Origin of the sequence: Paenibacillus paridis, from assembly GCF_006345825.1 — a bacterium.
GTDB lineage: Bacteria > Bacillota > Bacilli > Paenibacillales > Paenibacillaceae > Pristimantibacillus > Pristimantibacillus paridis.
The window spans coordinates 41,850-64,285 of record NZ_VCIX01000068.1 but is presented as its reverse complement, the minus strand read 5'-3'; the positions used below and the strand labels follow the sequence as shown (position 1 = coordinate 64,285).

The following is a 22,436-nucleotide window of genomic DNA, read 5'->3' as shown; positions in this document are numbered from 1 at the left end:
CTTGTTATGATAGGAGCTATTATGTTTATCGTCCTGTCTGGATGGTTGGAGGAAGGTGCTTTCTGCTCTTATGTGGCTTACTTATTCGGTGTTCGCCGCCCTATGCTTCGGTCTGCGAGGCATTTTGTACCATTGGACGAGCCAAAAACCGCTGAACCGCAATTTGTTGCTATGCGGAACCTTTAGCATGGGCGCGATCGTCAATGGCATATGCGCGCTGGTCTTTTCTTCGGAGTGGACCATGGCTGCGCTAATCGGCGTGCAGATGGGGTTGTTTTCCTTTGGCGCTAATGCGAGCATGTTCAAGGGATTTGCGGTTGGCAAGGCGTCGCTGGTAGCGATATTGACGGCGCTGCCGTCTGTTGTCGTCGTTATCGTCGCGTTTGGGCTTTGGCAGGAGAAGCTGCATGCCATGCAGCTTCTTGCTTTTGTTGTTATTATTGGAGGTGTGCTGCTAGTGCGGATGTCCAATGATATTTCGCTTCGCAACCTGCAGGGGGCGCAGTGGGGACTGCTTGCGATGCTGCTGTTTGCAGCCAATGATTTATCCGGAAAATGGTCGACGATCATGGAAGCGGACTTGTTTCCAACGATGTTTTTTATGTTTGTCACGGGAGCCAGCTGCTTTGGAATTTGGTGGCTGAGGGATGTGCAGCGCGAACGGGGCAAACGGGCGCTTCAGGGCGCAGGCGGTGGAACGGTACGCGTAGCGCAGTTTGCGCCAAGCGCTTCTCCATCCGCTTCGCCGAACTGGGGCAGCAAAAGAACCTATTTCGTAGGCCTAGCTGTCGGCATTACAAACGCGGTTGGCATGATGCTGATCGTCACTGCTTTCGAGCTTGGGAAGGCCGGCCTCGTCTCTGCGGTTACCGCGCTTAATGTGCTCATCGTGCTTCTTTACACACGTTTTATTGTCAAAGAGCGTTTTACGAAGCTCGAGATTACAGGGATCTCGCTAGCGTTCGCCGGCATTCTGCTCATGCGTTTGTTTGGCGCATAAAGGCAGTCGAACTTTCCTTAAAACAGGCTTTGCAGTAGCTACAGCAGCTATTGCAAGGCCTGTTTTTGTTTATAGAAGAGCAGTTTAGACCTTACAAATCCAAGCTGCTGAGGGGTAAAAACAAATTTATCATATGGGACTTATTGACAAACAAACCATCTTCCTTTACATTGTTGTTAAATGCTTATTAAATACAAAATGAATATATTTGAATATCATTTAAATTTTATTTAACATCGATTTTATGAAGGAGGCAACGCTAATGACAGAGTGGGAAGCTGCAGCAGGGCGATTACGGTTTTCATACCATGAGGTGATTGAATTTATGGCTGCCGTGTCACTCGTTGCGCAGGAGAAGCATATGAAGGAGTTTGCGCGCGAGGTGCATTTTTCGCTAGATGATGAGCTGCTTCAAATGATTGACGGGGTGAAGGCGTGCCTTAGCAAGCACTTGAAAGAGGAAATGGCAGTTTTCTTTTCGGATAACCTATTTACAGGGAGATTGGACTATGTATTGGTGCAGGTGTATTTGGGGGATCGGGAGACGCTGAGCAGTCCAGAGCAGTTACTGGCTTGTTACCGTGCAAAGCCTGCAACGGAGCTAGTCAGCCATTTGGCTATCGCTATATATAATGACGAGAAGATGGAATGGATGCAGGGGCACGATTGGCTATCCATTAGGGAGGATCACGGACTGCTTCTTCGGCTCGTTGAGGCTGCCCGGTTGCAGGATCAAGCGGAGCATGAGGCGCTGCTGGAGCATGTCCGTTACGCAGAGGAATATAAGCAGCGCACCCTGCTTGTTCTTGAACAGTTTCATGAGCGCGCCTATCTGCCAATGCGGGATCGTTTGCGCGAGCTTGGCGAGGCTGGCGCTATGAAATACCAGTCCTTGTTCGCAGAGCAGCCGGAGCTGGCTATCCGCGAAATGATGAGGAGCGATGTCGATCTCATCGATAAGGAAACCGACGTCCATATCAGTTATATTTCACAGGTTCGGGTAGGGATTCATCGCGAGGAGCAGCAGGGGCGCTCCCATCTCATCATCCTTGGCGTAAATAATGACGCCTTTGCATGGCAGCGAGAGGATCAGGAAACGATTGAACGGTTTTTGAAGGTAATAGCGGATAAGCGCAGGCTGGAGATGATTGAGCTGCTCCACCATAAAAATTACTATGGCAACGAGCTTGCCCAGGTGCTGGGCTTAACGCCAGCGGCTATCAGCTATCACACCAATATGCTGTTTGACCTTAATCTCATTCATTTGATACGCGTAGACAACCGTATTTATTATGAGCTGGATAAAGACAAAGTCGGTTATTACTGGGAGCAAACGAAGCGGATACTGCTTCCGTAGCAGACGAAGGAGGAATGCAGGTTGAGCGAATTTGTATATGAAGTGAAGGATGTCAGCCAGGTTTACAAGAAAGGCAAAACGATGGTAACGGCAAATGATCGGATTTCGCTTTCGATCCGGGAGGGAGAAATTCTTGGCGTGCTCGGTCCAAATGGCGCGGGCAAATCGACTTTAATTAAGCAATTGGTCGGCCAGTTAAAGCCGACCAAAGGGCAGGTGTTATTCTGCGGGGAGGATATCCTCAAGCATACGCGTGCGGCTGCGAGCATGGTCGCCTATTACGCGCAGGAGCCGCATGTGCTGTCAGCTCTTAAAGTACATGAAGCGCTGGCTTTTACAGGAAGGCTGAGGGGGATGGCAGCCAAGGATGCAGACAAACAGGCAAAGGAATTGCTAGAGCAATTCGATATGGCTGATTGGGGCGGCAAGCCATTGAAGCAGCTGTCCGGCGGCCAGAAACGGATGGTCGGCATCGGAACTGCTCTTATTGGGCATTCGCCTGTGCTGATCTTCGATGAGCCGACCAACGAGCTTGATCCCAAAAAACGGCGGCTAGTCTGGCAGTTAATTCAGGAGCGCAATCGGGAGGGAGCCACGGTTATTTTGGTCACGCATAACGTGCTGGAGGCAGAGCAGGTGGTTGACCGGGCTGCTGTGATCAACCATGGCAGGCTGCTAGCGATCGATCATGTCAGCACGCTGAAGCAGAAGGTGGATCAGCGGCTGAAGTTTGAGCTGACGATTGGGAGCGGGCGGCGAGCGGAAGCGGTGGCAGCGCTGCAGCCGTTCGGCATCGTACAGGAGAGCGGGGAAAACCGTCTGCAGCTGCTTGTAGAGAAACAGCAGGCAAGCGGAGCATTAGCTTATATTGTTGAGCAAGAGGAGCTGCCGATTTTGGAGTATGCCTTAATGCCCCCTAGCTTGGAAGACGTATATTTTCATATTGATCACGCAGCGCGCAAGGAGGCTTTAATATCATGAATACAGCACAGATGCAAATGAGGCTGAAGCAACCGAGGCCCTTCGGAGCAAGCCGGTTATGGACGGAGCTGAGCATTTTGTTCCGTATTCAATTTGCTCTTATTCGCGACAGCTGGGTGATCGTTTTGCTGCTCGCGACGATGTTTCCGTTAACTACAATCTTATTCATGCGCTTCTTTGTTCCCGATCCGGCGCCAGAGATGATGGTTCAAATTATAGCAGGCAATATGATCTTTGGGGTCATTATTATGGGCCTGAACAGTATCGGGCAAGAGATATCGATGCAAAAGCATCAAGGCCACTTTACGTTTTATGCCTCATTGCCCATCTTGAAATTAAACTTTGTTGCCGCTAATTTGCTCCGCGGCTTAATGAGCACGATTCCTTCCTTCGTCCTGCTTGGCGTGATTGGCTATTGGATTTACGGCGTGAATTTGCAGCTGTCTTGGGCGCTTCCGTTTGTTATGCTGCTGTCGCTAACGAGTATTGTGGGACTAGGCGTATGTATCGGTTTCTGGTCGCCGAATCAGCAGCTTACGAGCATGCTTGCCCAGCTTCTTATGATGGTGGTCACCTTTCTGTCGCCCGTAATGGTCGAAATGAACCAGCTTCCCAAAATGCTGCAATGGCTGTCGTATCTATTTCCGACAACCTATGCGGCGGATGCGCTGCGCACGGTGCTGCTGCATGGCTGGACGAATGGCGTCATGCTGGATTGCGCGATGATGCTCCTGTACAGCTGCCTAACCATCTTCATTGTTAATCGTTTAGTAAGCTGGCGGGTGTAACCGAGCCTGAGTCGAACATCGAATTCAGCCATAAGGGCTGCTCCGCAGGAGATAAACCTGCTGAAGCAGCCCTTATTTCGCTTGGAACATTACTGCTGGCCTGGACGGATGCGAACGACGCCAATGTCGGATGCGTTGATCGCAAAGGCGTTGCCGCCTTGGTTAATGGAGGCGTTAGCGCCTTGCTTAACGTTGACAAAGGTTTTACCGTTGTCCTTCTTGACGGAATTGCCATGCTTAGAGTATCTGCGTGACATGATCTCACCCCCTTTCAAGCGTTCTGCGGAACAGAGCCGCGAGGAGTGAGCTTAACGTTTTTTGGTTTTTTTGAAAATTTGCACGGTAGCGGCGTTGCTTGCGAGCACGTTTCCTTGCTGCGCGCTTGCCTCGGATGTTTGATAAATATTAATAACGAGATAATTGTTTTTGCCTACGCGGTACTTTAAGGTTTTGACGCTTGAACGAACCATGAATGAACCCCCCTGCCAGCATGTTTGCTTTACAGGATTACTATATGAGCGGGGCTGACAGCTTGTATCCGCCAATGATAACCGTCAAATCTATCAATTCTCGCTTCTTTTGTATTGCGAGGGGGTTGTGCCTGTTAGTTTTTTGAACATACGGTGAAAATGCGGAAGACTTTCAAACCCGCATTGCTCGGCAATGTAGGCGACGTTGGCATCACTCTCCACCAGCAGCTCCTTTGCTCGTATAATGCGCTTGGTCGTTACGTATTCCGTGACGTTCATGCCCGTCAATTTCTTGAATACACGCGAGAAGTGGGCTGGCGTTACGGATGCTTGCGAAGCCAGCTGCGACAATCCCAGCGGACTGCCTGGGTGCCCATCAATGTAGGCCAATATTGACGTCATCCAGCTTGGCGCTGTTGACGATACCTCCGATTCCGCGCCTGCCGGATGAAGGGACCGCCCGAGCAGCAGCAAAATTTGCTGCAGCCGAAGCAGCACGGCCTGGCGATAGCCCGGCAGCTTGCCGGTTTCCTCGGCATGAATGTGATCAATCCACGCGGCGAGCGCCGAATGGTCCTCCTCGCTCAGCGGCAGGCGGTACGCTTTGCGGCGCTTGGCCTGCTCGAAGCAGCGCAAATAGGAGAAGGCTTCGCCGAGCGGCGGGGTATGCACAAGCGACGCGTTGAAGAACAGCGCGGTAGACGTTTTGGGATTGTCGGGATTAGGGAAGGAGCGATGAATCGTGTTGCCGGGGATAAGAAATACGTCGCCCGGAGCGGCATCGTAAAAGGTTTGGTCAATAAAAAAAGTGCCTTGGCCGCTATAAATGTAAACAAGCTCGTACCAGTCATGAAAATGGTCGGGAAGCTCGTTCTGCGCGCTCTTCGTATCCCGATAGACGCATTCGAAAGGAAACGGTGTTGCAGCGTCGAACCTTTTGCGATAGGGATTCAGGGATCTTCACCTCACTTCACGCATTTGTCAGCCTGATTGTAGCAAATATCAAAAAAGAGTACAAATAAGCGCTAATTGATTATTTCAGAGATCGATATTGTTTTTTATAATAAAAGGGAAGCTAATCTGCTAGAAAAGAGGCGGAAAAGATGAGAATAGACGCGCATCAACACTATTGGAGCATAGAACGAGGGGATTACGGCTGGATTACGCCTGATATTCCGGTACTGTACCGGGATTTTTTGCCGCAGCATTTGGAGCCTCTTTTAAATAAGCATCAGCTGGACGGCTCGATTGTCGTTCAAGCGGCAGCGACGCTTGCCGAGACTGATTACCTGTTATCGCTAAGCGAGAGGGAAGCTTCTATATTAGGTGTCGTAGCCTGGCTCGACCTGGCGGACCCGGAGTATCGGAGCCATTATGAGCGTTTCGCAAAGCATCCTAAATTTGTAGGCTTCCGCACGATGATTCAAGAGATGCCGGACGCAAATGCGATCTTAGAGCAGGGCTTTGTGGAAGCGCTCACTTTTTTTGCGGAGAAGGGCGTGCCCGTGGATATCTTAGTCGTATCGCATCAACTGGAGCCGCTGGTGAAGCTGCTTGATCAAGTGCCTAACCTTCATGCGGTAATTGATCATATCGCGAAGCCGCGCATTAAGGATGGCGTGCTTGAGCCTTGGAAGAGCCAAATGAGCCAAATCGCCGCTCATCCCCATATCTACTGCAAGCTGTCGGGGATGGTTACGGAGGCGGAGCACGACAACTGGAGAGCGGAACAATTTGCGCCCTATATTAAGCATGTCGTGGAGGCATTCGGAACAGAGAGAATTATGTATGGCAGCGATTGGCCAGTGAGTCTGCTTGCGGCTAGCTATGACGAGCAAGTGGAGGTGCTGGAGAAGGCATTGCCTGGCGCATGGACCGAGGCGGAGCGGGAGCGGCTGTTCGGATTAAACGCGAAGGAGTTCTATCGACTATGACAACATTGAATGCAAACCTGTTAACTGAGGAACAGAAACGTTTATATGAAGAAGCCAAGCAGGCGAAGGTGACGGTACTGCAAATCGGGGAAGGCAATTTTTTGCGAGGCTTCTTTGATTGGATGCTGCATGAGTGCAGGAAGCAGGGCTTATACGAAGGCAGTGTCGCGGTTACGCAGCCAAGGCCTGGCGGCAAGCCGAAGATCGATGCGCTCGCAGAACAGGATGGGTTATATACGTTGGTCATTCGCGGACTAGAAAATGGCGAGCGCGTTGAGCGCACAGAAGTCATTTCCGTATTTGGCGAAGCGTTCGATCCATATTCCAATTGGGAAACCTTTCTTGGTTTAGCCGAAAATGAAGAGCTGAAAATCGTTGTGTCCAATACGACGGAGGCAGGGCTTGTCTATCGGCCGGAGGCGCTTGTGGACGGCCAGCCGGTCCAGTCGTTTCCCGGTAAGCTGACTCAGCTGCTTTACCGCAGGTTTAACCATTTTGCCGGAGATCCGGAACGCGGTTTGGTTTGCTTGCCTTGCGAGCTGCTGGAGCGCAACGGCGATGAGCTTCGCAGCTGCATACTTCGCTACAGTGACGATTGGGGTTATTCCGAATCATTTAAAGAATGGATTAACGAGCATAACCGTTTCTTGAATTCACTCGTGGACCGTATCGTTACGGGATATCCGGAGGAAGCGCAGGCCGAGGCTTGGTTTAAGGAATGGGGCTATTCCGATCCGATGCTGACGACGGCGGAGCCTTATCATCTCTGGGCGATTGAAGGCGAGCCTGAGCTGGAGGAGCTGCTACCGCTGCGCAAGGCGGGGCTCAATGTTCACTGGGTCGAGGATTTGAAGCCGTTCCAGCTGCGCAAGGTCCGCATTCTGAACGGAGCCCATACGCTGATGACGCCGCTTGGCTTGCTGCGCGATCTGGAGCAGGTGAGAGAAGCGGTGGAGCATCCGGAGCTGGGAGCGCTCGTGCGCGCAGCGGTAGAGACGGAAATCATTCCATCGCTCGCAATTGCGCAGTCCGAGCTGCAAGCTTACGCAGGCGATGTGTACGAGCGTTTTTTAAACCCGTTCATTCGCCATAGGCTGTCCGATATCGCGATGAACAGTTTGAGCAAATTTAAAGTAAGGCTGCTGCCGTCTCTGCTTCATTACGCGGAAGAAGGCAAGCCAGTGCCCGGCGGGTTGGCACAAGGCTTTGCGGGCTTGCTGCGCTATTATAAGGTGAAACCGTCAGAGGCGGGCTTTGAGGGCCAGACCTTGAGCGGCATTTCCTATATCGTACGGGATGACGCCAGCCTGCTTGAAATGATTGCGGCCGTGTGGTCGGAGGCGGGAGCGCAAGGCTGGACGCTGGAACAGACGGTCGGCAAGCTGCTTAGCCTAAAGAGCGTATGGGGACGTGACTTGGCTGCCGACTGGCCGGCATTAACGGCAGCGGTAAGCGCGAATATAACCGGAATGGAGCGACAAGCCAATGAATAACTGGGTCAGATTGCATGAGAACGATCATGTCGTGATTGCGCTGCAGCCTTTTGCTAAAGGGGAGAAGCTTATCCTTGAGGGCGGAATCGCGCTTGAGCTCGCGGACGAGGTGCCCAAAGGGCATAAGGTACTGACACGCGCGGTTCGGCAGGGCGAGCATGTGCTGAAGTTCGGTTATTCCATTGGCGTGGCGAAGGAAGATATTGAGCCGGGTAGCTGGGTGCATACGCATAATATGGGCACGGGCTTAAAGGGTTTTCTCGATTATACCTATGAGCAGACAACTCCGGAGCAGGTGAAGGGGGCATCGCCTGACGCTGGCCGAAGCTTTCGGGGCTTCGTTCGCGAGAATGGCGAGGTCGGCATTCGCAACGAAATCTGGATAATTAATACGGTCGGCTGCATTAACAAAACGTGTGAAATTGTGGCTCGAAAAGCGCATGCGCTTTATGAGGGACGGGTCGATGGGGTGTATCATTTCGCGCATCCGTTTGGCTGCTCCCAGCTCGGCGACGATCTCGTTCATACGCAGAAGCTGCTTGCCTCGCTTGTCAATCATCCCAATGCAGCCGGGGTGCTCGTCATCGGCCTTGGCTGTGAGAACAATCAGATCGATGCGTTCAAGCGCGCGATTGGCGAGCACAGCGCGGAACGGGTGAAGTTTCTAAAGTCGCAGGAAGCCGAGGACGAGATCGAAGAGGCGCTTGAGCTTGTTGAGGAACTCGTTGGCTATGCCGAGCGCTTCAAGCGCGAGCCCGTGCCAGTGTCCAAGCTGAAGCTGGGGCTCAAATGCGGCGGCTCGGACGGCTTGTCGGGCATAACGGCGAATCCGCTCGTAGGCGCGGTATCCGACCGTTTGATCGAAGCGGGCGGGACGGCGATCTTGACTGAGGTGCCGGAGATGTTCGGTGCGGAGACGATACTGATGAGCCGTGCGGCGGATGAGCAGGTATTTGGCAAAATCGTTCATTTAATTAACGATTTCAAGCAATATTTTATTAAGCATGACCAGGAAATCTACGAGAATCCGTCACCGGGAAACAAAGCTGGCGGCATCAGCACGCTGGAGGAGAAGTCGCTTGGCTGTACGCAAAAGGGCGGGCACGCCATCGTGCGTGATGTTGTGCCATATGGAGAGCGGATCACAAGCAGCGGCCTCAATCTGCTCGAGGCGCCGGGAAACGATCTCGTATCGGTCACAGCCTTATCTGCTGGCGGAGCGCATATCGTGTTGTTTACGACAGGCAGGGGCACTCCGTTTGGCGGGCCGGTGCCGACAGTGAAGATCGCAACGAACAGCGAGCTGGCCGGGCGCAAGAAAAATTGGATCGACTTCAACGCTGGGCAGCTGCTGGAGGATAAGAGCATGGAAACGTTGACCGACGAGTTATGGGAGCAACTGATCAGCCTCGCATCGGGCGATATCCAAACGAATAACGAGCGTAATGGCTTTAAGGAAATTGCTATTTTCAAGGACGGCGTTATTTTGTAGAGGTCTAGCGAACGAATTCTCATAACAGGAGTGGGTAACGTTGAAATACCGCAAGCTTGGGAAGACAGGACTGGAAGTATCGGCGCTTAGCTTTGGCGCATCATCGCTAGGCTCCGTGTTTCGGGAGACCGATGACGCGGAAAGCGTCCGTACGGTGCATGCAGCTGTAGATGGAGGCATCAACCTGATTGACGTTTCGCCTTATTACGGCCTGACGAAGGCAGAGACGGTGCTGGGCAAGGCGATCGGGGAAATAGCGCGCGACCGGTTTTATTTAACGACGAAGGCTGGGCGCTATGGCGCGGATCGGTTCGATTTCTCAGAGAAGCGGATCATCAGCAGCTTGGATGAAAGCTTGCAAAGGCTGCAAACAGACTATGTTGATATTTTGTTTTTGCATGACATCGAATTTGTGCCATTTGAACAAGTGGCGGAAGGCGCATTCCTTGCTCTCGATAAACTCAAGCAGCAGGGGAAGATTCGCTTCTCCGGCGTCTCGGGGCTGCCGCTTGCCGTATTTGAGAAATCGCTTGCCCATACCGAGATTGACGCCGTTCTTTCCTATTGCCATTATTCGCTGAACGATACTTCCCTGCTGGACGTATTGCCGCTGCTGGAGCAGAAGCGAGTGGGACTCGTTAGCGCTTCGCCGTTGTCGATGGGGCTGCTTGGCAACCGTCCGCTGGCCGACTGGCACCCTGCGGGCGCCGAGCTGCGCGCGGTATGCAAGCAAGCAGCTGAGCACTGCGCAGCCAAAGGCGAAGACATTGCGAAGCTGGCGATCCAGTTCGCTACGGCTAACGAGCGGATTCCGACGACGCTTGTCAGTACAGCCAATCCGGACAATATCCGCAAAAATATCGAATGGACGGATGAGCCGATAAACGAGGAGCTGCTGGCAGAGGTGCTTGCGATTTTGGAGCCGGTGCACAACCGGAGCTGGGAGAGCGGACAAGCAGAATACAATACGGGAGTTATCGTATAAAAAAAGGAGAGCTGGCAAGATGAGAGCAATCGTATGTGAGCAGATCGACCAGCTTCGTCTGGTGGAGCAGGAGGAACCGGTGCTGCAGCCCGGGACAGCTGTGGTTCGGATACGCAGAATCGGCATATGCGGCACAGATTTGCATGCGTATAAAGGAAATCAGCCCTTCTTCTCCTATCCGCGAGTGCTGGGGCATGAGCTGGCGGGGATCGTTGAACAGGCGGATGATCCAGCGGGAAACATTCGGCCTGGCGATCAAGTGAGCATCATTCCTTATATGCACTGCGGAGTTTGTATTGCCTGCCGCTATGGGAAAACGAATTGCTGCACGGCTATGCAGGTACTAGGCGTTCATATTGATGGCGGCATGCGGGAGAAAATTGTTGTACCGGTAACGCATTTGCTCGTTGTTAGTGGGCTGACGCTGGACCAGGCGGCGGTTCTGGAGCCGCTGAGCATTGGCGCGCATGCGGTTCGCCGCTCGGAGCTTCGTGAGGGAGAAACGGTACTGGTTATCGGCTCAGGGCCAATTGGCCTTGGCGTTATGGCATTTGCGAAGCATCGTGGAGCGCGTGTCATCGCGATGGATATTCAGGAGGAGCGTCTGGCCTTTTGCAGGAAATGGGCGAGAGTTGATGAAACCGTAAATGCACTGCAGGGCGCAAAGGAGCGCCTTGCCGAGTTAACGGACGGTGAGTTTCCGACCGTCGTGTTCGATGCGACCGGAAATGCAAGGTCGATGACGGATGCGTTCGGACTCGTCGCACATGGCGGCAAGCTTGTGTATGTAGGACTGGTGAAGGCGGATCTTACGTTCAACGACCCGGAGTTTCACAAGCGGGAAATGACGCTGATGGGGAGCCGCAATGCGACGATTGAGGATTTTGCCGCTGTTCAGGAGGCGCTAAGAAGCGGCAGTATCGATGTCGACAGTTTCATTACGCACCGCTCGTCGTTCAGCGAAATGATCAGCCGCTATGACAGCTGGCTGAGACCGGAATCCAAGGTCATCAAAGCAATGGTGGAATTATAATTTAGTTATGGCAAATACAATAGAAAGTCCGGCGAAAAAAGGCGCTTTAGCCTTGAGCCGGGCTTTCTGTTCGTTTGGGCTTCCAAGAGGGATTGCGGTATAGAACGTCTATAATCATATCGACCGTTGACAATGGAGGCAGAGCGGAATTATGATTGGTAGCTAACTGCCAAATATTAGGCTGCCGATAGGGGCTAGCAAGAAAGAGCTAGGGGGAATAACGATGCCAAAGACAGAGCAGAAAGAGGAGGCTGATAGTCGAATCGCACGCGAGGAAGACGATCATCCGAAGAAACAAACGGAAAAAGAAAAACAAAAGCATGAGCTTGACGAGTCCAAGCGTTCCTATGTCTGGGCACTGCGGTTTCTAACGCCATACAAGAAACAAATTGCCGCGCTAGCCGCGTGCGGAACTATGGCCGTAGCCGGAGAAACGCTGACGCCGAAAATGATTCAATACGTGATCGATCATGTGGTGCCGAGCAAGGATACATCGCTTTTCTTTATTATTTTGGCGGTGCTTACCGCCATCAATTTGCTGATGCTCGTTGCCAAAAACTATCGGAACCTGCTGCAGCGGACGATAGGCGAGCTAGCTTCGCGGGATATGCAGACCGCAATCTTCAAGCACTTGCGCAAGCTAGGCTTTGCCCATTATGAACGTCATCCGGCTGGAGAGACGCTGTCCATGTTCAACTCGGAGGTTGCGTCCGTCCAGAAAATATATCGGAACGTGCTGCCAAGCGTCATCGATAACCTGCTGTTTATAGCCGTAGCCATCGTGCTGCTCCTAAGCATTAGCGGTTGGTTATGCTTGATTATGCTGCCGACCTTCGGGCTATATTATTTGTTCGGACCGTATTTCGAGCGCAAAGCCGCTCTTTATGGAAGGCAATCGGGCCAATCCCGAATTGAGTACAATCAATCCATCTACGAGAGCATATCCGGCTTGCGCGAATTCCGCGCATTCGGCTCGCAGCCCTGGTACCATGAGCGCACCCTGGGCAAGCACAAAAGCTGGTCTCATTATTATTTGCTCGCCGCAACCTACAGCTTCGGACGGGGAAGCTTCAGGCGCTTCACCTTTTATTTGGGCGCTATCGCTTTATTCATTGCCGGTTACTACTCTTTGCAAAACAATTGGATTACGCTAGGCGGCTTCATCGCATTTACCCTCCTGTACATGACTACGATGTTCAGGCTTACCCTGCTCGTTACGCAGCTCACGGAGCAGAAGCTAATTATCCACCAGACCATTCCGCTGTTTCGTTTCATGCATAAGCCTATCGAAATTGAAGACCCGGCAGAACCAATCGTATTGGACGAGGTGCGAGGCGGGTTGGTATTTGAAGACGTCCACTTTCAATATCCGGAGCAGCCCCCTGTAATCAACGGTTTCTCGCTGACGATTAAACCGGGGGAGAAGGTTGCCTTCGTAGGAGCGAGCGGTAACGGCAAGACGACAATGTTCAAAATGATTGGCTGGTTTTATGATCCGACGTCCGGCGTCATTCGGCTTGACGGGGTTCCGATTCACCAACTTGCGTTGGAGCGGCTTCGGGAATCGATTGGCTACGTCTTTCAGGAAACCTACTTGTTCGGGTCTTCGATTAAAGAAAATATTCGGTTCGGCAAGCCGGAAGCCAGTGACGATGAGGTGGTCGCAGCTGCCAAAGCGGCTTATGCGCATGATTTTATTATGCTGCTGCCGGATGGCTACGACACGCTGGTTGGCGAACGCGGGATGAAGCTGTCCGGCGGACAGAAGCAGCGCGTGTCCATCGCGCGTATGTTCGTGAAGCAGCCGGCTATTATTTTGCTCGATGAAGCGACGTCCTCCTTAGATAACGTCAGCGAGTACGAGGTCCAGCGCGCGCTGGATGAGGTGCTTGTGAACCGGACGACGATTGCAATCGCGCATCGGCTGTCAACGGTTAAGCATTTTGACAAAATTGTGGTCATTCACGAGGGCCGAGTAGCGGAGTCAGGCAGTTATGATGAGCTGCTTGCCCGCAAAGGCCTGTTGTATGAGCTGGAAATTGGGCAATCGGAAGCGGCGGAGAGGAGAGTAGCGCATGAAATATCTTAAAATATTTTGGTCCAATTCGGTGATGCTAAAAGGCACTTATCTAACCGTGCTGCTCTATCTCGCACTGGAATCGGTGTCCAACTACACACTTGTCTATATTCAAAAAATATTAATTGATGACGTATTCACGCAAGGGAACTACGAGCTGCTGCCGATTGTGATTGCTGTCTTCGCCTTGGCGGGCACCGTATATTCCCTTATGTTTACGATGACTAGCCGAAGCTTGGTGCGCAATGAATTTGCGGTTAGCCGTTCCTTGCTCTCCCGCATGCTGAAGCGCCTTGAAGGCGTACCGATCGAGCGTTTCCAAAGCGAGAGGACGGGGAAATACGTTTATTCGTTCACGCAGGATTTGTTTCTTTCGGCGAGCGTTATCGGCTGGCAAATTCCGCGCGGCATGCAGGAGGTACTGAACCTTTGCATCTTAATGGTCATTATCGGCTTGGCCAGCCCGGTTCTGCTGTTGATGATCGTAGCGCTTTGCACCATTTACGTATTAATAGGCTACTACTTTACGCCAAAGCTGAAGGCGCAGGCTAAGCGGGTGGCGGAGAAGCGTACGGCATTGCTTATTCAAATTGAGGAAGGCGTAGCGTCGACTCGCGAGGTCGTTGCATACCACCGATTGAAATGGGAAGAGAAGCTTTACCAGAAAATGTTCTCGGATTATTTTGAACAGGTTATGGAAGAAGGGAAGCTCGTAAACCGGCAAATCCGTTACAGCGATCCGATGAAATGGGGCATCGGTATCCTCGTTCTTGGCTACTGCGGCATGCAGCTGATCCATAATCAAATGTCCATCGGAACTTTCGTTATCTTGTTCCAATTTTCTACCCAAATGTCGGATGCCTTCTATAATTTGTTTCAATTTATAATGGGGATGTCTTCTCAACTGGCGAATGTGGACAGAGTGCAGCGCATCTTGGAGCTGGAGCAGCAGGATGAGGGCAGAAGAAGCATGGAAGGGGAAATCGGAAATTTAACCTTTGAAGGAGCGAGCTTTCGCTACTCGCCGGAGCTACCCGAGGTGATCCGCGGATTTACGGCCGATCTTCCAGTGAAAAGGAAAATTGCTTTCGTTGGCACAAGCGGCGGCGGCAAGTCGACAATCGCCCAGCTGCTGGTCCGTTTCTATGATATGCCGCTGGGAACTTTAACGCTCAATGGCGTTCGTGCACAGGAGTATGACCGCAGGCAGTGGGCAGAGAAGGTATCGATCGTATTTCAGGACCCCTATATGTTCTCCGATACGATTCGAGAAAATCTGATGCTGGGCAGAGACGGCGTAACGGAAGCAGACGTTGAGGAAGCATGCCGTATCGCGCAGATCCATGATTTTATTCTGAGCCTGCCGGACGGTTATGATACCGACATCGGCGAGCGGGGCATTAAGCTATCCGGCGGACAGCGCCAGCGCATTGCCATTGCGCGGGCCCTTGTCAGCGACCCGGAAATTTTGGTGCTTGACGAGGCGACCTCCGCCCTTGATTTGGAGACGGAGCGGCAGCTGCTCGGCGCACTTGAGGAGCGAAGGAATGGGCAGACGACGATTATGATTGCCCATCGCTTGTCTACGATAGAGAATGCCGATGTCATCTTTGTCATGGATCAAGGCGCATTAGCGGAAACGGGCACGCATGCGGAGCTGCTTGCGAGCGGCAAGGTATATCAGCAGCTGTTAATGGCCCAGCATTAAGGGTTTTCTATTTGTTCCTGGGCAAGTTGCCATCGCATTTGTTTTCGCGATTTAAGAATAGTGCCTATAACGCTATAATGGAAAGGAAGAAGCAAGGAGGACAACCGTGAAGCCAGTTTTGGAATTGCAACAAGTAAGGAAAAACCGAACGGGTGAGGATACGCGTCCTCTATTTATGGATGTATCGGCACATATCACCGAGCCAGCGATGATTGCTCTTCTAGGTGTATCAGGTCAAGGGAAAAGCACGCTGCTGCGCATGTTGGCCGCTTTGGACGGTATTGATGAAGGCAGCGTTGGCTTACACGGTGTTCCGCAAAGCGAGATGGATCCGAGGGCTTGGAGAATGAAGGTTTGCTACGTTGCCCAGCAGCCGGCCATGCTTCAAGGCAGCGTGGAGCAAAACCTCCGTACCGTTAGTTTCCTCCACCGCATCCCTTATGAGGAGAAGCTGGTCAAGCAATTGCTGCCTCGTCTAGGGCTGGAGCATCTGGAGCTTGGCAAAAACGCGGAGCTGCTCTCTGGCGGCGAGAAGCAGCGGATATCGCTGCTGCGCTCGCTTCTGCTGCGCCCCGAGGTGTTGCTGCTGGATGAAGTGACGGCTTCGCTGGACCGCGGCAGCAAGGAGCTTGTGGAACAAGTGCTGCAGGAGTGGCATACTGCGGAGGGGACGACCATGATTTGGGTTACGCATGATCTGGAGCAGGCGAGGCAAATAAGCGGACAGGTGTGGTTTATGGGAGAAGGGACGCTGCTGGAGAATAGCGCTACGGCCTCTTTCTTTGCGGGCCCATCAACGGAGACAGCGCGGAATTACATGCAGGGTTCCTCCTCTAAGGAGCAGCCATGTCTATCCTAGGTCTCAGCTTTACGCTGCTATTTGTTATGATTACGATGCTAGTATCGGTATGGCAGAAGCTCGGGCTGGAGCGGGATATTGCAATCGGAACGATTCGCTCCGCGATCCAGCTTCTGTTAGTTGGTTATGTGCTTCAATTTATATTTAATACCAGCAATCCATGGTTTATTGCATTGATCCTTCTGTTAATGATTGGGGTAGCTTCATACCATGCTGGCAAAAGAGGCAAGGGACTGCGGGGCATTGTCTGGAAGATTGCTATTGCGATCGCTTCGACGGAGCTGCTTATGATGGGTCTGCTGCTAGGTTTTCGCATCATTGAGGCTACGCCGCAATATATCATTCCGATCAGCGGCATGACGATTGGAAATGCAATGGTGGTGTCAGGCTTGCTGCTGAATCAAATGAGAAGAGAGGTCGGCTCCTCCAGAGGAGAGATCGAGACGCTGCTCTCGCTTGGGGCGACAGCCAGGCAGGCGATTCAGGATGCGATGAAGCGCTCGGTCAAATCCAGCATGATTCCAACCATTGATGGCATGAAAACAGTTGGACTGGTTCAGCTTCCTGGGATGATGACAGGCATGATTATTGCAGGAGCCGATCCGATCGAAGCGGTGCGTTACCAGATTCTGATCGTATTTGCATTCGCTAGCTCGGCAGCCGTTACAAGCATTATTTTGAGCTTGCTAAGTTATCGGGAGTGGTTTACCAAAGATTTGCGTTTATTAAGCATAGAGCCAGAGCGGAAGGGATGATCGTTAGTGGAGGTATATAACAGCGGAACCGCATTAGAGGATCAGATTGCAGCTACTGAACTGCCAGAGCAGGCGCTTGCGCTTTGGGCACTGGGGCAAGAAGGTTTTCTTGTGAAATGGAAGCAGACGAAGGTACTCTTCGATCCTTACTTGACAAACTGGGTGCATGAGCTCAGCGGAGACCCGTGGATGAGGGCGTTTGAATCGCCGCTTGCGCCTTCGCAATGTTTGGATGTCGATTATGTTGTTTGCTCGCACCATCATGAGGACCATATGGACAAGCTAACGCTGCAAGCCATCGGGAAATCATCCAAAACGAGATTTATCGTATCCAAAGCACATTTGCCTCTAGTCAAGGAATGGGGACTGCGGGACGAGCAGCTCATCGGCATCTCCCATGGACAAACCTTGGAGCTGGATGGAGGAATTACGCTGGAAGCATTCGCTGCCAAGCATGAGCAGTTTGAGCAGGATGAAGCGGGAGAGCATCGGTTTTTGGGGTTTGCAGCGAGCTTTGGGGACCTTCGTCTCTATCATGCGGGAGATACGGTCGGCTTTCCTGAGTTGGTGACCTGGCTGCAAAGCAGGCAGGTCGATATCGCGTTGATGCCTATTAACGGAAAGGACTTCGTTCGCGGCGAACAAGGCATCGTTGGCAATTGCAATTACCGCGAAGCGATTGAAATTGCGGTGCAAAGCCATGCCGATTTGCTTATTCCGATGCATTATGGCTTGTTCCCGCACAATGATGAGAATCCGGCTTATTTCGTCGATTACATCTATCGCCATTATCCGTCCCAAAAGTTTCATATGTTCGCTCCCGGCGAGCGATTCATCTATATGAAGTAAAGGCTGAGTGATAGTTATTTCAGCTTAAATACGATCACGCCAGCAATCATAATGCCGATGCCAATGAATCTGTTGGCGGATGCCCCGCATGATTGTGCTGAATAAAGGGCAACCTACGGTGTAATCAGCAAATGGGGGAGGGTGATTGCCTTTGGCAAACCGAGGTTTGGTTACGGCGCTTGCGGCGGTAGGGGCGGCACAGCTGCTTAAACTGCCCGTTCATTATGCAAAAACCGGTAAATGCGACGTTAGAAAATTAGTAGGCTCTGGCGGAATGCCCAGCTCGCATTCAAGCGGTGTATCGGCGTTGGCCGCTTATACGGCAACGCGATATGGAGTGAGGACTCCGGCCTTTGCCATCTCAGCAATGCTTGGCATCATTGTGATGTATGATGCGATGAATATCCGCAGGCATGCGGGAGAAATCGCGGTGCAGGTCAATGATTTGGACGAAGACATGGAGCGGCTTGCGGGCCGTGAGCCAGGCATATACCATAAGCGCAGGCGCGAGAGGTTGAAGGAGAGCCTTGGCCATCAGCCTCGCGAGGTGGCGGCGGGATCTATGCTTGGCGCGGTGATAGGCTTTCTTAGTGCCGTTACGGCGAATAGGTAAAGCAGCAGCCATCATATATTTTCTAGACAGGCTTAGGCTGATCATAGCTTAAGCCTGTTTAAGTTTGTTGTTCTTGGTTACGAGCACACTTGTTAGAGCATGTACATTTTATTGGCTGTAGCGCTTACATCGTTATATAATGGGGACAGCAGCCATTTTATATGTAGAAAATCTAGGGGGAAATGCGGATGACAGAGCAGTTGTTATGGATGCACGGGGCGCCTTACGCCCTTGGGAATGCAGATGAGGATTGTCCGGCAATTACGCCGTATCTTGTGGAAGGCGACAATCGCCCTGCCGTGATCGTATGTCCAGGCGGAGGGTACGGTATGAGAGCTTATCATGAGGGAGAACCGATTGCGCAGTGGTTGAATGGGCTTGGTATTTCTGCATTTGTGCTAAGATACCGTGTTGCTCCTTACCAGTATCCAAGCGCATTATTTGATGTTCAACGCGCAATTCGCACCGTAAGATTCAAATCGGAGCAATTTCGCATTAATCCGGATCAAATTGGTGTGTTGGGCTTCTCTGCCGGGGGCCATTTAGTTTCCAATGCAGGGACAAGCTATGACAAAGGAAATAAAGAAGCGGAAGATGTCATTGAGCAAATGTCATGCCGGCCGGATTTGCTAATCTTATGCTATCCGGTGATCACGCTCCATGGACCGTTTGCGCATGAGGGATCGCGTGACAATTTGCTTGGCAAAGGAGCGGAGCTTGCCCAAGCAGAGCAGCTCAGCAGTGAGCTCAATGTAACGGAGGACACGCCGCCTACCTTCTTATGGCATACGTCCGACGACGCAGCTGTTCCTGTAGAAAATAGCCTCTTGTTCGCAGCAGCACTCAGCAAGCACAAGGTTCCATTTGATTTGCATGTCTATGCCAAGGGACGGCATGGCTTAGGCTTAGCAGACGATGAGGAGCACACGCGAAGCTGGACGGATGCGTGCGCGTCCTGGCTTGCTTTCCAAAATTTTAAATAAGCCGCCTTCTACTTACATAGGATAATTTGCCGGATAAAATTGCCTTTCCGGGTCGTGCAGCGATCCTGGATTGTAAAGCCTGCGCTTGCAATCAGCTCGTCGATCGCGCCTACCGTTACGATAACGGCTTTGTCCGCGATCCGGCGGGTATGCTGGAGCAAGGCTAGCTGCGCCTCCGGCGTAGTGTGGGAAAAGTGGTTATATGGCATGTCCACAATAGCTACATCGTAGTGGTTCGTTACCTCCGAAATATCTCCGCAGACTACTTCCGTTTGCAAATCGAAATGAACCAGGTTCTCCCGGGTGCCTTGCACGACGAAATGGTTGATATCCCGGCCTACGATATCGATATCCATGGAGAGTGCTTCAACGAGCACCGTTCCGATGCCGCAGCAGGGATCAATCGCTTTAACTTTTGCCGGATCGGGCACGGCGATGTTGGCGACTGCCCGCGCTACGCGCGTGCTTAAAGCGATGGAATAGCTGCGGGGCTTCTGCATATGGTTTAGCCAGACGGCTTTGCTTTTGATATAACTCCCAAAGTACCAGCGTCCCCCCAAAGTCAATATGCCAAAAACATGGTCGGGCTGACGAACATCTGCTTCCCCTTCAATATAAATGCCAATATCGCGCTCAATGCTGCGCTGCTCATCAAACTCGATTTTATTGTCAGGCGTCAAATCATTCATTTTGATAAAGATGACTTTGAAGGTTTCGTTCTTCAGTTCAATCTGCTTGACTTGTTCCCATATCTCCTCCAAGCATTCGCCCTCATAGAGCACTTCAAGGCGTTCTCTCATAAACGGACTGCGGTCAGGATGAATGGGAATCACGCTCTTCAGAAGACCGGTTTCCGAATGGGTTCCAAAAAAAGTACGCATCTCCAGCTGGCAAAGCTCGGTTTCCTCCAAGCGGTATCCGTAGGTATAGATATATAATGGCTCATGCTTTTTTATCGTCAGTGTTGTCGCATCCTTTTCATTAACGTGCTGAGTCTTCTATTATACGTTAAATGAACGAGCGCCGTCATGCGACAGGGGAATAGAAGCGGCAAAAGGCGGACTGAGGCGGGTGGTTAGCCGATTTGTTGCATGGCCTGCTGCTCGGCATGCAGAAGTCGTTCCCTTACCCTAACGACCTCACCGATGACGATCAGCGCCGGATTGCTTAGCTTCATCGAGACAGCAATCGTATGAATGTCGGATAGTGTGCCAATCAGCGTACGCTGCTGAGGGGTCGTGCCGCGTTCGATAAGCGCAACGGGCGTAGTCGGGGATTTGCCGTGTTTCAATAGCTCTTCCCGAATGGCGGGGAGCTCGCTGACACCCATATAGATGGCAAGCGTATCTACGCTATGCGCCAGTAAATCCCAGCGGATCGGCGATTTATCGCCATGGCAGCGGCTGCCGGTAACGCAAGCAAAGGAAGCGGCATATTCACGGTGAGTGACTGGAATGCCAGCCGCTGCCGCGGCTCCGATGGCGGATGTTATACCCGGCACGATCTCATAAGGAATCCCCCATGCGGCGAGTGCCAGCGCCTCTTCCGCGCCTCTTCCGAAGACGAGCGGGTCGCCGCCTTTGAGACGGACGACCGTTTTGCCTTCCCGCGCATAGCGGACGAGCGCTTCATTGATTAACTGCTGGGACATCGCATGTGAACCGGGCGCTTTGCCGCAATAGATCCGCTCGGCCTCGGGTCTGGCGTAGCCGAGCAATTCCTTGCTGATCAGCCGGTCGTACAAAATAACCTCAGCCTCTTGGATACGCCGCATCGCTTTCACTGTAATCAGCTCCGGATCACCAGGACCTGCACCCACAATATAGACCTTGCCTGACGTTAAATGTCTCATAAGCTGCTCCCTTTGGCTTTTTCCGCCGCTTTAGTGGCCGCTGGCTTTACGATTTGCAAAGTTGCGGCTGATTTTGAAGAGGGCTTGCGCTGGGAATAATAGAAGAAGAGACCGGTAAAGAGAGCGCCGCCGATAAAATTTCCAATCAATACGGGAATTTGGTTCCAGAGCCACCAATCCGCAAGCGTGACGTCTGCGCCAAGCAGCATGCCCGCGGGAATGACGAACATATTGACGACGGCATGCTCGAAGCCTTGGGCAAAGAACGTAAGGATCGGCAGCCACATCGCTAAAATTTTGCCGGCGGTTGATTTGGACGTAAAGGCCATTACGACGCCAAGCGTAACCATCCAGTTGCAAAGCACGGCTTTGATGGTGACGAGCAGCAAGCCGTTAAAGCCCATTTTCGCATACCCTATCGTTTTGGTTTCACTGGCCTGGATTAGTGTTTGAACCAAAGGATTACTCATGTCCGTTCCCATCTTTGTCACCGTCAAGCCATAAAGCACGGCATACAATCCGCAGCCGATCAAATGGCCGAGTATGGCCCACCCGAAGCTTGACAGCATCCGAGAAGTGGTTGTTTTACGTTCAAGCACGGCAAGCGGAAGGAGCGCGAAGCTGCCAGTCACCAGCTCAAAGCCAAGCAGGACGATCATGGCGAAGCCGACCGGGAAGACAAGGGCCCCAACCAAGCCGATCGAGGTCTGGTTGACAGCCGTAAATGCGAGCGTTGTGGCAAAGGCAAGAATTGCGCCTCCTAGAAATCCGCGAATGACCATCTGAAAGGCGCCTAAGCTTGCTTTTGCAGTCCCAGTGTCGATCATGGCGTCTAGTACGTCAGCGGGTTTGATATACGCCATTGTGGTGTCCTCCTTAAATCGTTACATAAATAGAGCCGCTCTCCCGATCAATTTCGGTTTCGAAGGTCGTCACGCAGCCTTCATCCGGCTCCTGCGCACGTCCGCTGCGAAGGTCGATCTTCCAATCGTGAAGCGGGCAGTGTACGGCTGTGCCGCACACCATTCCCTCCGATAATACGCCGCCTTTATGCGGGCATTTATTTTCTACCGCCAGCACGCTGCCGTCAGTTAGACGGAATACAGCAATTTCGGTATTTTGAATCTTAATGGTACGTGAGCCCAACACATCGATATCCGATAGGTTGGCTACAAGCAGCTTTGTTGTCATCTGTGTATACCTCCCA

Annotated in this window: 22 protein-coding genes and 1 pseudogene; 16 read left to right on the top strand and 7 right to left on the bottom strand. The window is 52.1% G+C overall.

The annotated features are described in order from the left end of the window. Positions 1-70: 70 nt before the first annotated feature. The 4 genes and pseudogenes from FJQ58_RS04110 (at position 71) to FJQ58_RS04095 (ending at position 4,126) form a co-directional block, all read left to right on the top strand. Positions 71-1,000, top strand: a complete 930-nt coding sequence (locus FJQ58_RS04110; protein WP_139991157.1) for an EamA family transporter — start codon at positions 71-73, stop codon at positions 998-1,000. Positions 1,001-1,262: 262 nt separating this feature from the next. After that, entirely contained in the window at positions 1,263-2,357 is a 1,095-nt protein-coding gene (locus FJQ58_RS04105) for an ArsR/SmtB family transcription factor (RefSeq protein ID WP_162341292.1), read from the top strand. A 105-nt stretch (positions 2,358-2,462) separates the two neighbouring features. Beyond that, positions 2,463-3,338 (top strand): annotated as a pseudogene (locus FJQ58_RS04100) (ABC transporter ATP-binding protein); the annotation flags it as partial. Continuing rightward, the gene (locus FJQ58_RS04095) at positions 3,335-4,126 is read left to right on the top strand and encodes an ABC transporter permease (protein ID WP_139991155.1); all 792 of its coding nucleotides are present in this window, start codon (positions 3,335-3,337) and stop codon (positions 4,124-4,126) included. The pseudogene FJQ58_RS04100 and the gene FJQ58_RS04095, both read left to right, overlap by 4 nt. A gap of 89 nt (positions 4,127-4,215) precedes the next feature. Here FJQ58_RS04095 and FJQ58_RS32530 read toward each other — a convergent pair whose 3' ends face one another. From FJQ58_RS32530 to FJQ58_RS04090, 3 genes are all read right to left on the bottom strand, one after another. Then, a complete protein-coding gene (locus FJQ58_RS32530; RefSeq protein WP_202915204.1) occupies positions 4,216-4,383 on the bottom strand; it encodes a hypothetical protein in 168 nt (55 codons plus the stop codon). A 51-nt stretch (positions 4,384-4,434) separates the two neighbouring features. Beyond that, on the bottom strand, positions 4,435-4,596 hold the full coding sequence (locus FJQ58_RS32525) for a hypothetical protein (RefSeq protein ID WP_175598087.1): 162 nt from the start codon (positions 4,594-4,596) through the stop codon (positions 4,435-4,437). 93 nt (positions 4,597-4,689) lie between these two features. Then, on the bottom strand, positions 4,690-5,550 hold the full coding sequence (locus FJQ58_RS04090) for an AraC family transcriptional regulator (RefSeq protein WP_274382315.1): 861 nt from the start codon (positions 5,548-5,550) through the stop codon (positions 4,690-4,692). Between the two features lie 149 nt (positions 5,551-5,699). Here FJQ58_RS04090 and FJQ58_RS04085 point away from each other — a divergent pair, with 149 nt between their 5' ends. The 12 genes from FJQ58_RS04085 to FJQ58_RS04030 all read left to right on the top strand — a co-directional run bounded on the left by FJQ58_RS04085 (position 5,700) and on the right by FJQ58_RS04030 (position 19,377). Continuing rightward, complete coding sequence (locus FJQ58_RS04085; RefSeq protein ID WP_139991153.1) at positions 5,700-6,530, top strand: amidohydrolase family protein; 831 nt, start codon at positions 5,700-5,702, stop codon at positions 6,528-6,530. Continuing rightward, positions 6,527-8,023 (top strand): tagaturonate reductase, encoded by a 1,497-nt coding sequence (locus FJQ58_RS04080; protein ID WP_139991152.1) that lies wholly within the window; start codon positions 6,527-6,529, stop codon positions 8,021-8,023. Before FJQ58_RS04085 ends, FJQ58_RS04080 begins: the two co-directional genes overlap by 4 nt. Beyond that, positions 8,016-9,515: a UxaA family hydrolase gene (locus FJQ58_RS04075; RefSeq protein WP_139991151.1), complete on the top strand. Its 1,500-nt coding sequence runs from the start codon at positions 8,016-8,018 to the stop codon at positions 9,513-9,515. The genes FJQ58_RS04080 and FJQ58_RS04075 overlap by 8 nt, the downstream gene beginning before the upstream one ends. Positions 9,516-9,555: 40 nt before the next feature. Continuing rightward, on the top strand, positions 9,556-10,500 hold the full coding sequence (locus FJQ58_RS04070) for an aldo/keto reductase (protein ID WP_139991150.1): 945 nt from the start codon (positions 9,556-9,558) through the stop codon (positions 10,498-10,500). A 19-nt stretch (positions 10,501-10,519) separates the two neighbouring features. After that, positions 10,520-11,533, top strand: a complete 1,014-nt coding sequence (locus FJQ58_RS04065) for a zinc-binding alcohol dehydrogenase family protein (RefSeq protein WP_139991149.1) — start codon at positions 10,520-10,522, stop codon at positions 11,531-11,533. Between the two features lie 223 nt (positions 11,534-11,756). After that, a complete protein-coding gene (locus FJQ58_RS04060; RefSeq protein ID WP_139991148.1) occupies positions 11,757-13,622 on the top strand; it encodes an ABC transporter ATP-binding protein in 1,866 nt (621 codons plus the stop codon). Beyond that, positions 13,609-15,318, top strand: a complete 1,710-nt coding sequence (locus tag FJQ58_RS04055) for an ABC transporter ATP-binding protein (RefSeq protein ID WP_139991147.1) — start codon at positions 13,609-13,611, stop codon at positions 15,316-15,318. Before FJQ58_RS04060 ends, FJQ58_RS04055 begins: the two co-directional genes overlap by 14 nt. Positions 15,319-15,424: 106 nt before the next feature. Then, entirely contained in the window at positions 15,425-16,177 is a 753-nt protein-coding gene (locus FJQ58_RS04050; protein WP_238403785.1) for an ABC transporter ATP-binding protein, read from the top strand. Then, entirely contained in the window at positions 16,165-16,932 is a 768-nt protein-coding gene (locus FJQ58_RS04045) for an ABC transporter permease (RefSeq protein WP_139991146.1), read from the top strand. Before FJQ58_RS04050 ends, FJQ58_RS04045 begins: the two co-directional genes overlap by 13 nt. Positions 16,933-16,938: 6 nt before the next feature. Continuing rightward, positions 16,939-17,781 (top strand): MBL fold metallo-hydrolase, encoded by an 843-nt coding sequence (locus FJQ58_RS04040; protein ID WP_139991145.1) that lies wholly within the window; start codon positions 16,939-16,941, stop codon positions 17,779-17,781. 151 nt (positions 17,782-17,932) lie between these two features. Further along, positions 17,933-18,394: a divergent PAP2 family protein gene (locus FJQ58_RS04035; protein WP_238403784.1), complete on the top strand. Its 462-nt coding sequence runs from the start codon at positions 17,933-17,935 to the stop codon at positions 18,392-18,394. Positions 18,395-18,582: 188 nt separating this feature from the next. Beyond that, entirely contained in the window at positions 18,583-19,377 is a 795-nt protein-coding gene (locus tag FJQ58_RS04030) for an alpha/beta hydrolase (protein WP_139991143.1), read from the top strand. 8 nt (positions 19,378-19,385) lie between these two features. On the opposite strand, the gene FJQ58_RS04025 is transcribed toward FJQ58_RS04030, so the two are convergent. The 4 genes from FJQ58_RS04025 to nirD all read right to left on the bottom strand — a co-directional run bounded on the left by FJQ58_RS04025 (position 19,386) and on the right by nirD (position 22,420). Next, a complete protein-coding gene (locus tag FJQ58_RS04025; protein ID WP_238403786.1) occupies positions 19,386-20,339 on the bottom strand; it encodes a TRM11 family SAM-dependent methyltransferase in 954 nt (317 codons plus the stop codon). Between the two features lie 113 nt (positions 20,340-20,452). Continuing rightward, complete coding sequence (gene cobA, locus FJQ58_RS04020; protein ID WP_139991142.1) at positions 20,453-21,229, bottom strand: uroporphyrinogen-III C-methyltransferase; 777 nt, start codon at positions 21,227-21,229, stop codon at positions 20,453-20,455. After that, positions 21,226-22,092 carry a formate/nitrite transporter family protein gene (locus tag FJQ58_RS04015; RefSeq protein WP_139991141.1) on the bottom strand — a complete coding sequence of 289 codons (867 nt, stop codon included), beginning with the start codon at positions 22,090-22,092 and terminating at the stop codon, positions 21,226-21,228. The genes cobA and FJQ58_RS04015 overlap by 4 nt, the downstream gene beginning before the upstream one ends. Positions 22,093-22,105: 13 nt before the next feature. Then, positions 22,106-22,420: a nitrite reductase small subunit NirD gene (nirD, locus tag FJQ58_RS04010; protein WP_139991140.1), complete on the bottom strand. Its 315-nt coding sequence runs from the start codon at positions 22,418-22,420 to the stop codon at positions 22,106-22,108. Positions 22,421-22,436: the final 16 nt, after the last annotated feature.

Excerpts from the sequence above, each read along its gene's own strand:
- FJQ58_RS04080 (WP_139991152.1), top strand. The coding sequence starts at position 6,527 with ATGACAACATTGAATGCAAACCTGTTAACTGAGGAACAGAAACGTTTA.
- FJQ58_RS04045 (WP_139991146.1), top strand. The coding sequence starts at position 16,165 with ATGTCTATCCTAGGTCTCAGCTTTACGCTGCTATTTGTTATGATTACG.
- nirD (WP_139991140.1), bottom strand. The coding sequence starts at position 22,420 with ATGACAACAAAGCTGCTTGTAGCCAACCTATCGGATATCGATGTGTTG.
- FJQ58_RS04075 (WP_139991151.1), top strand. The coding sequence starts at position 8,016 with ATGAATAACTGGGTCAGATTGCATGAGAACGATCATGTCGTGATTGCG.
- FJQ58_RS04055 (WP_139991147.1), top strand. The coding sequence starts at position 13,609 with ATGAAATATCTTAAAATATTTTGGTCCAATTCGGTGATGCTAAAAGGC.
- cobA (WP_139991142.1), bottom strand. The coding sequence starts at position 21,229 with ATGAGACATTTAACGTCAGGCAAGGTCTATATTGTGGGTGCAGGTCCT.
- FJQ58_RS04060 (WP_139991148.1), top strand. The coding sequence starts at position 11,757 with ATGCCAAAGACAGAGCAGAAAGAGGAGGCTGATAGTCGAATCGCACGC.
- FJQ58_RS32530 (WP_202915204.1), bottom strand. The coding sequence starts at position 4,383 with ATGTCACGCAGATACTCTAAGCATGGCAATTCCGTCAAGAAGGACAAC.
- FJQ58_RS04065 (WP_139991149.1), top strand. The coding sequence starts at position 10,520 with ATGAGAGCAATCGTATGTGAGCAGATCGACCAGCTTCGTCTGGTGGAG.
- FJQ58_RS04030 (WP_139991143.1), top strand. The coding sequence starts at position 18,583 with ATGACAGAGCAGTTGTTATGGATGCACGGGGCGCCTTACGCCCTTGGG.
- FJQ58_RS04105 (WP_162341292.1), top strand. The coding sequence starts at position 1,263 with ATGACAGAGTGGGAAGCTGCAGCAGGGCGATTACGGTTTTCATACCAT.
- FJQ58_RS32525 (WP_175598087.1), bottom strand. The coding sequence starts at position 4,596 with ATGGTTCGTTCAAGCGTCAAAACCTTAAAGTACCGCGTAGGCAAAAAC.
- FJQ58_RS04085 (WP_139991153.1), top strand. The coding sequence starts at position 5,700 with ATGAGAATAGACGCGCATCAACACTATTGGAGCATAGAACGAGGGGAT.
- FJQ58_RS04095 (WP_139991155.1), top strand. The coding sequence starts at position 3,335 with ATGAATACAGCACAGATGCAAATGAGGCTGAAGCAACCGAGGCCCTTC.
- FJQ58_RS04015 (WP_139991141.1), bottom strand. The coding sequence starts at position 22,092 with ATGGCGTATATCAAACCCGCTGACGTACTAGACGCCATGATCGACACT.
- FJQ58_RS04110 (WP_139991157.1), top strand. The coding sequence starts at position 71 with ATGTGGCTTACTTATTCGGTGTTCGCCGCCCTATGCTTCGGTCTGCGA.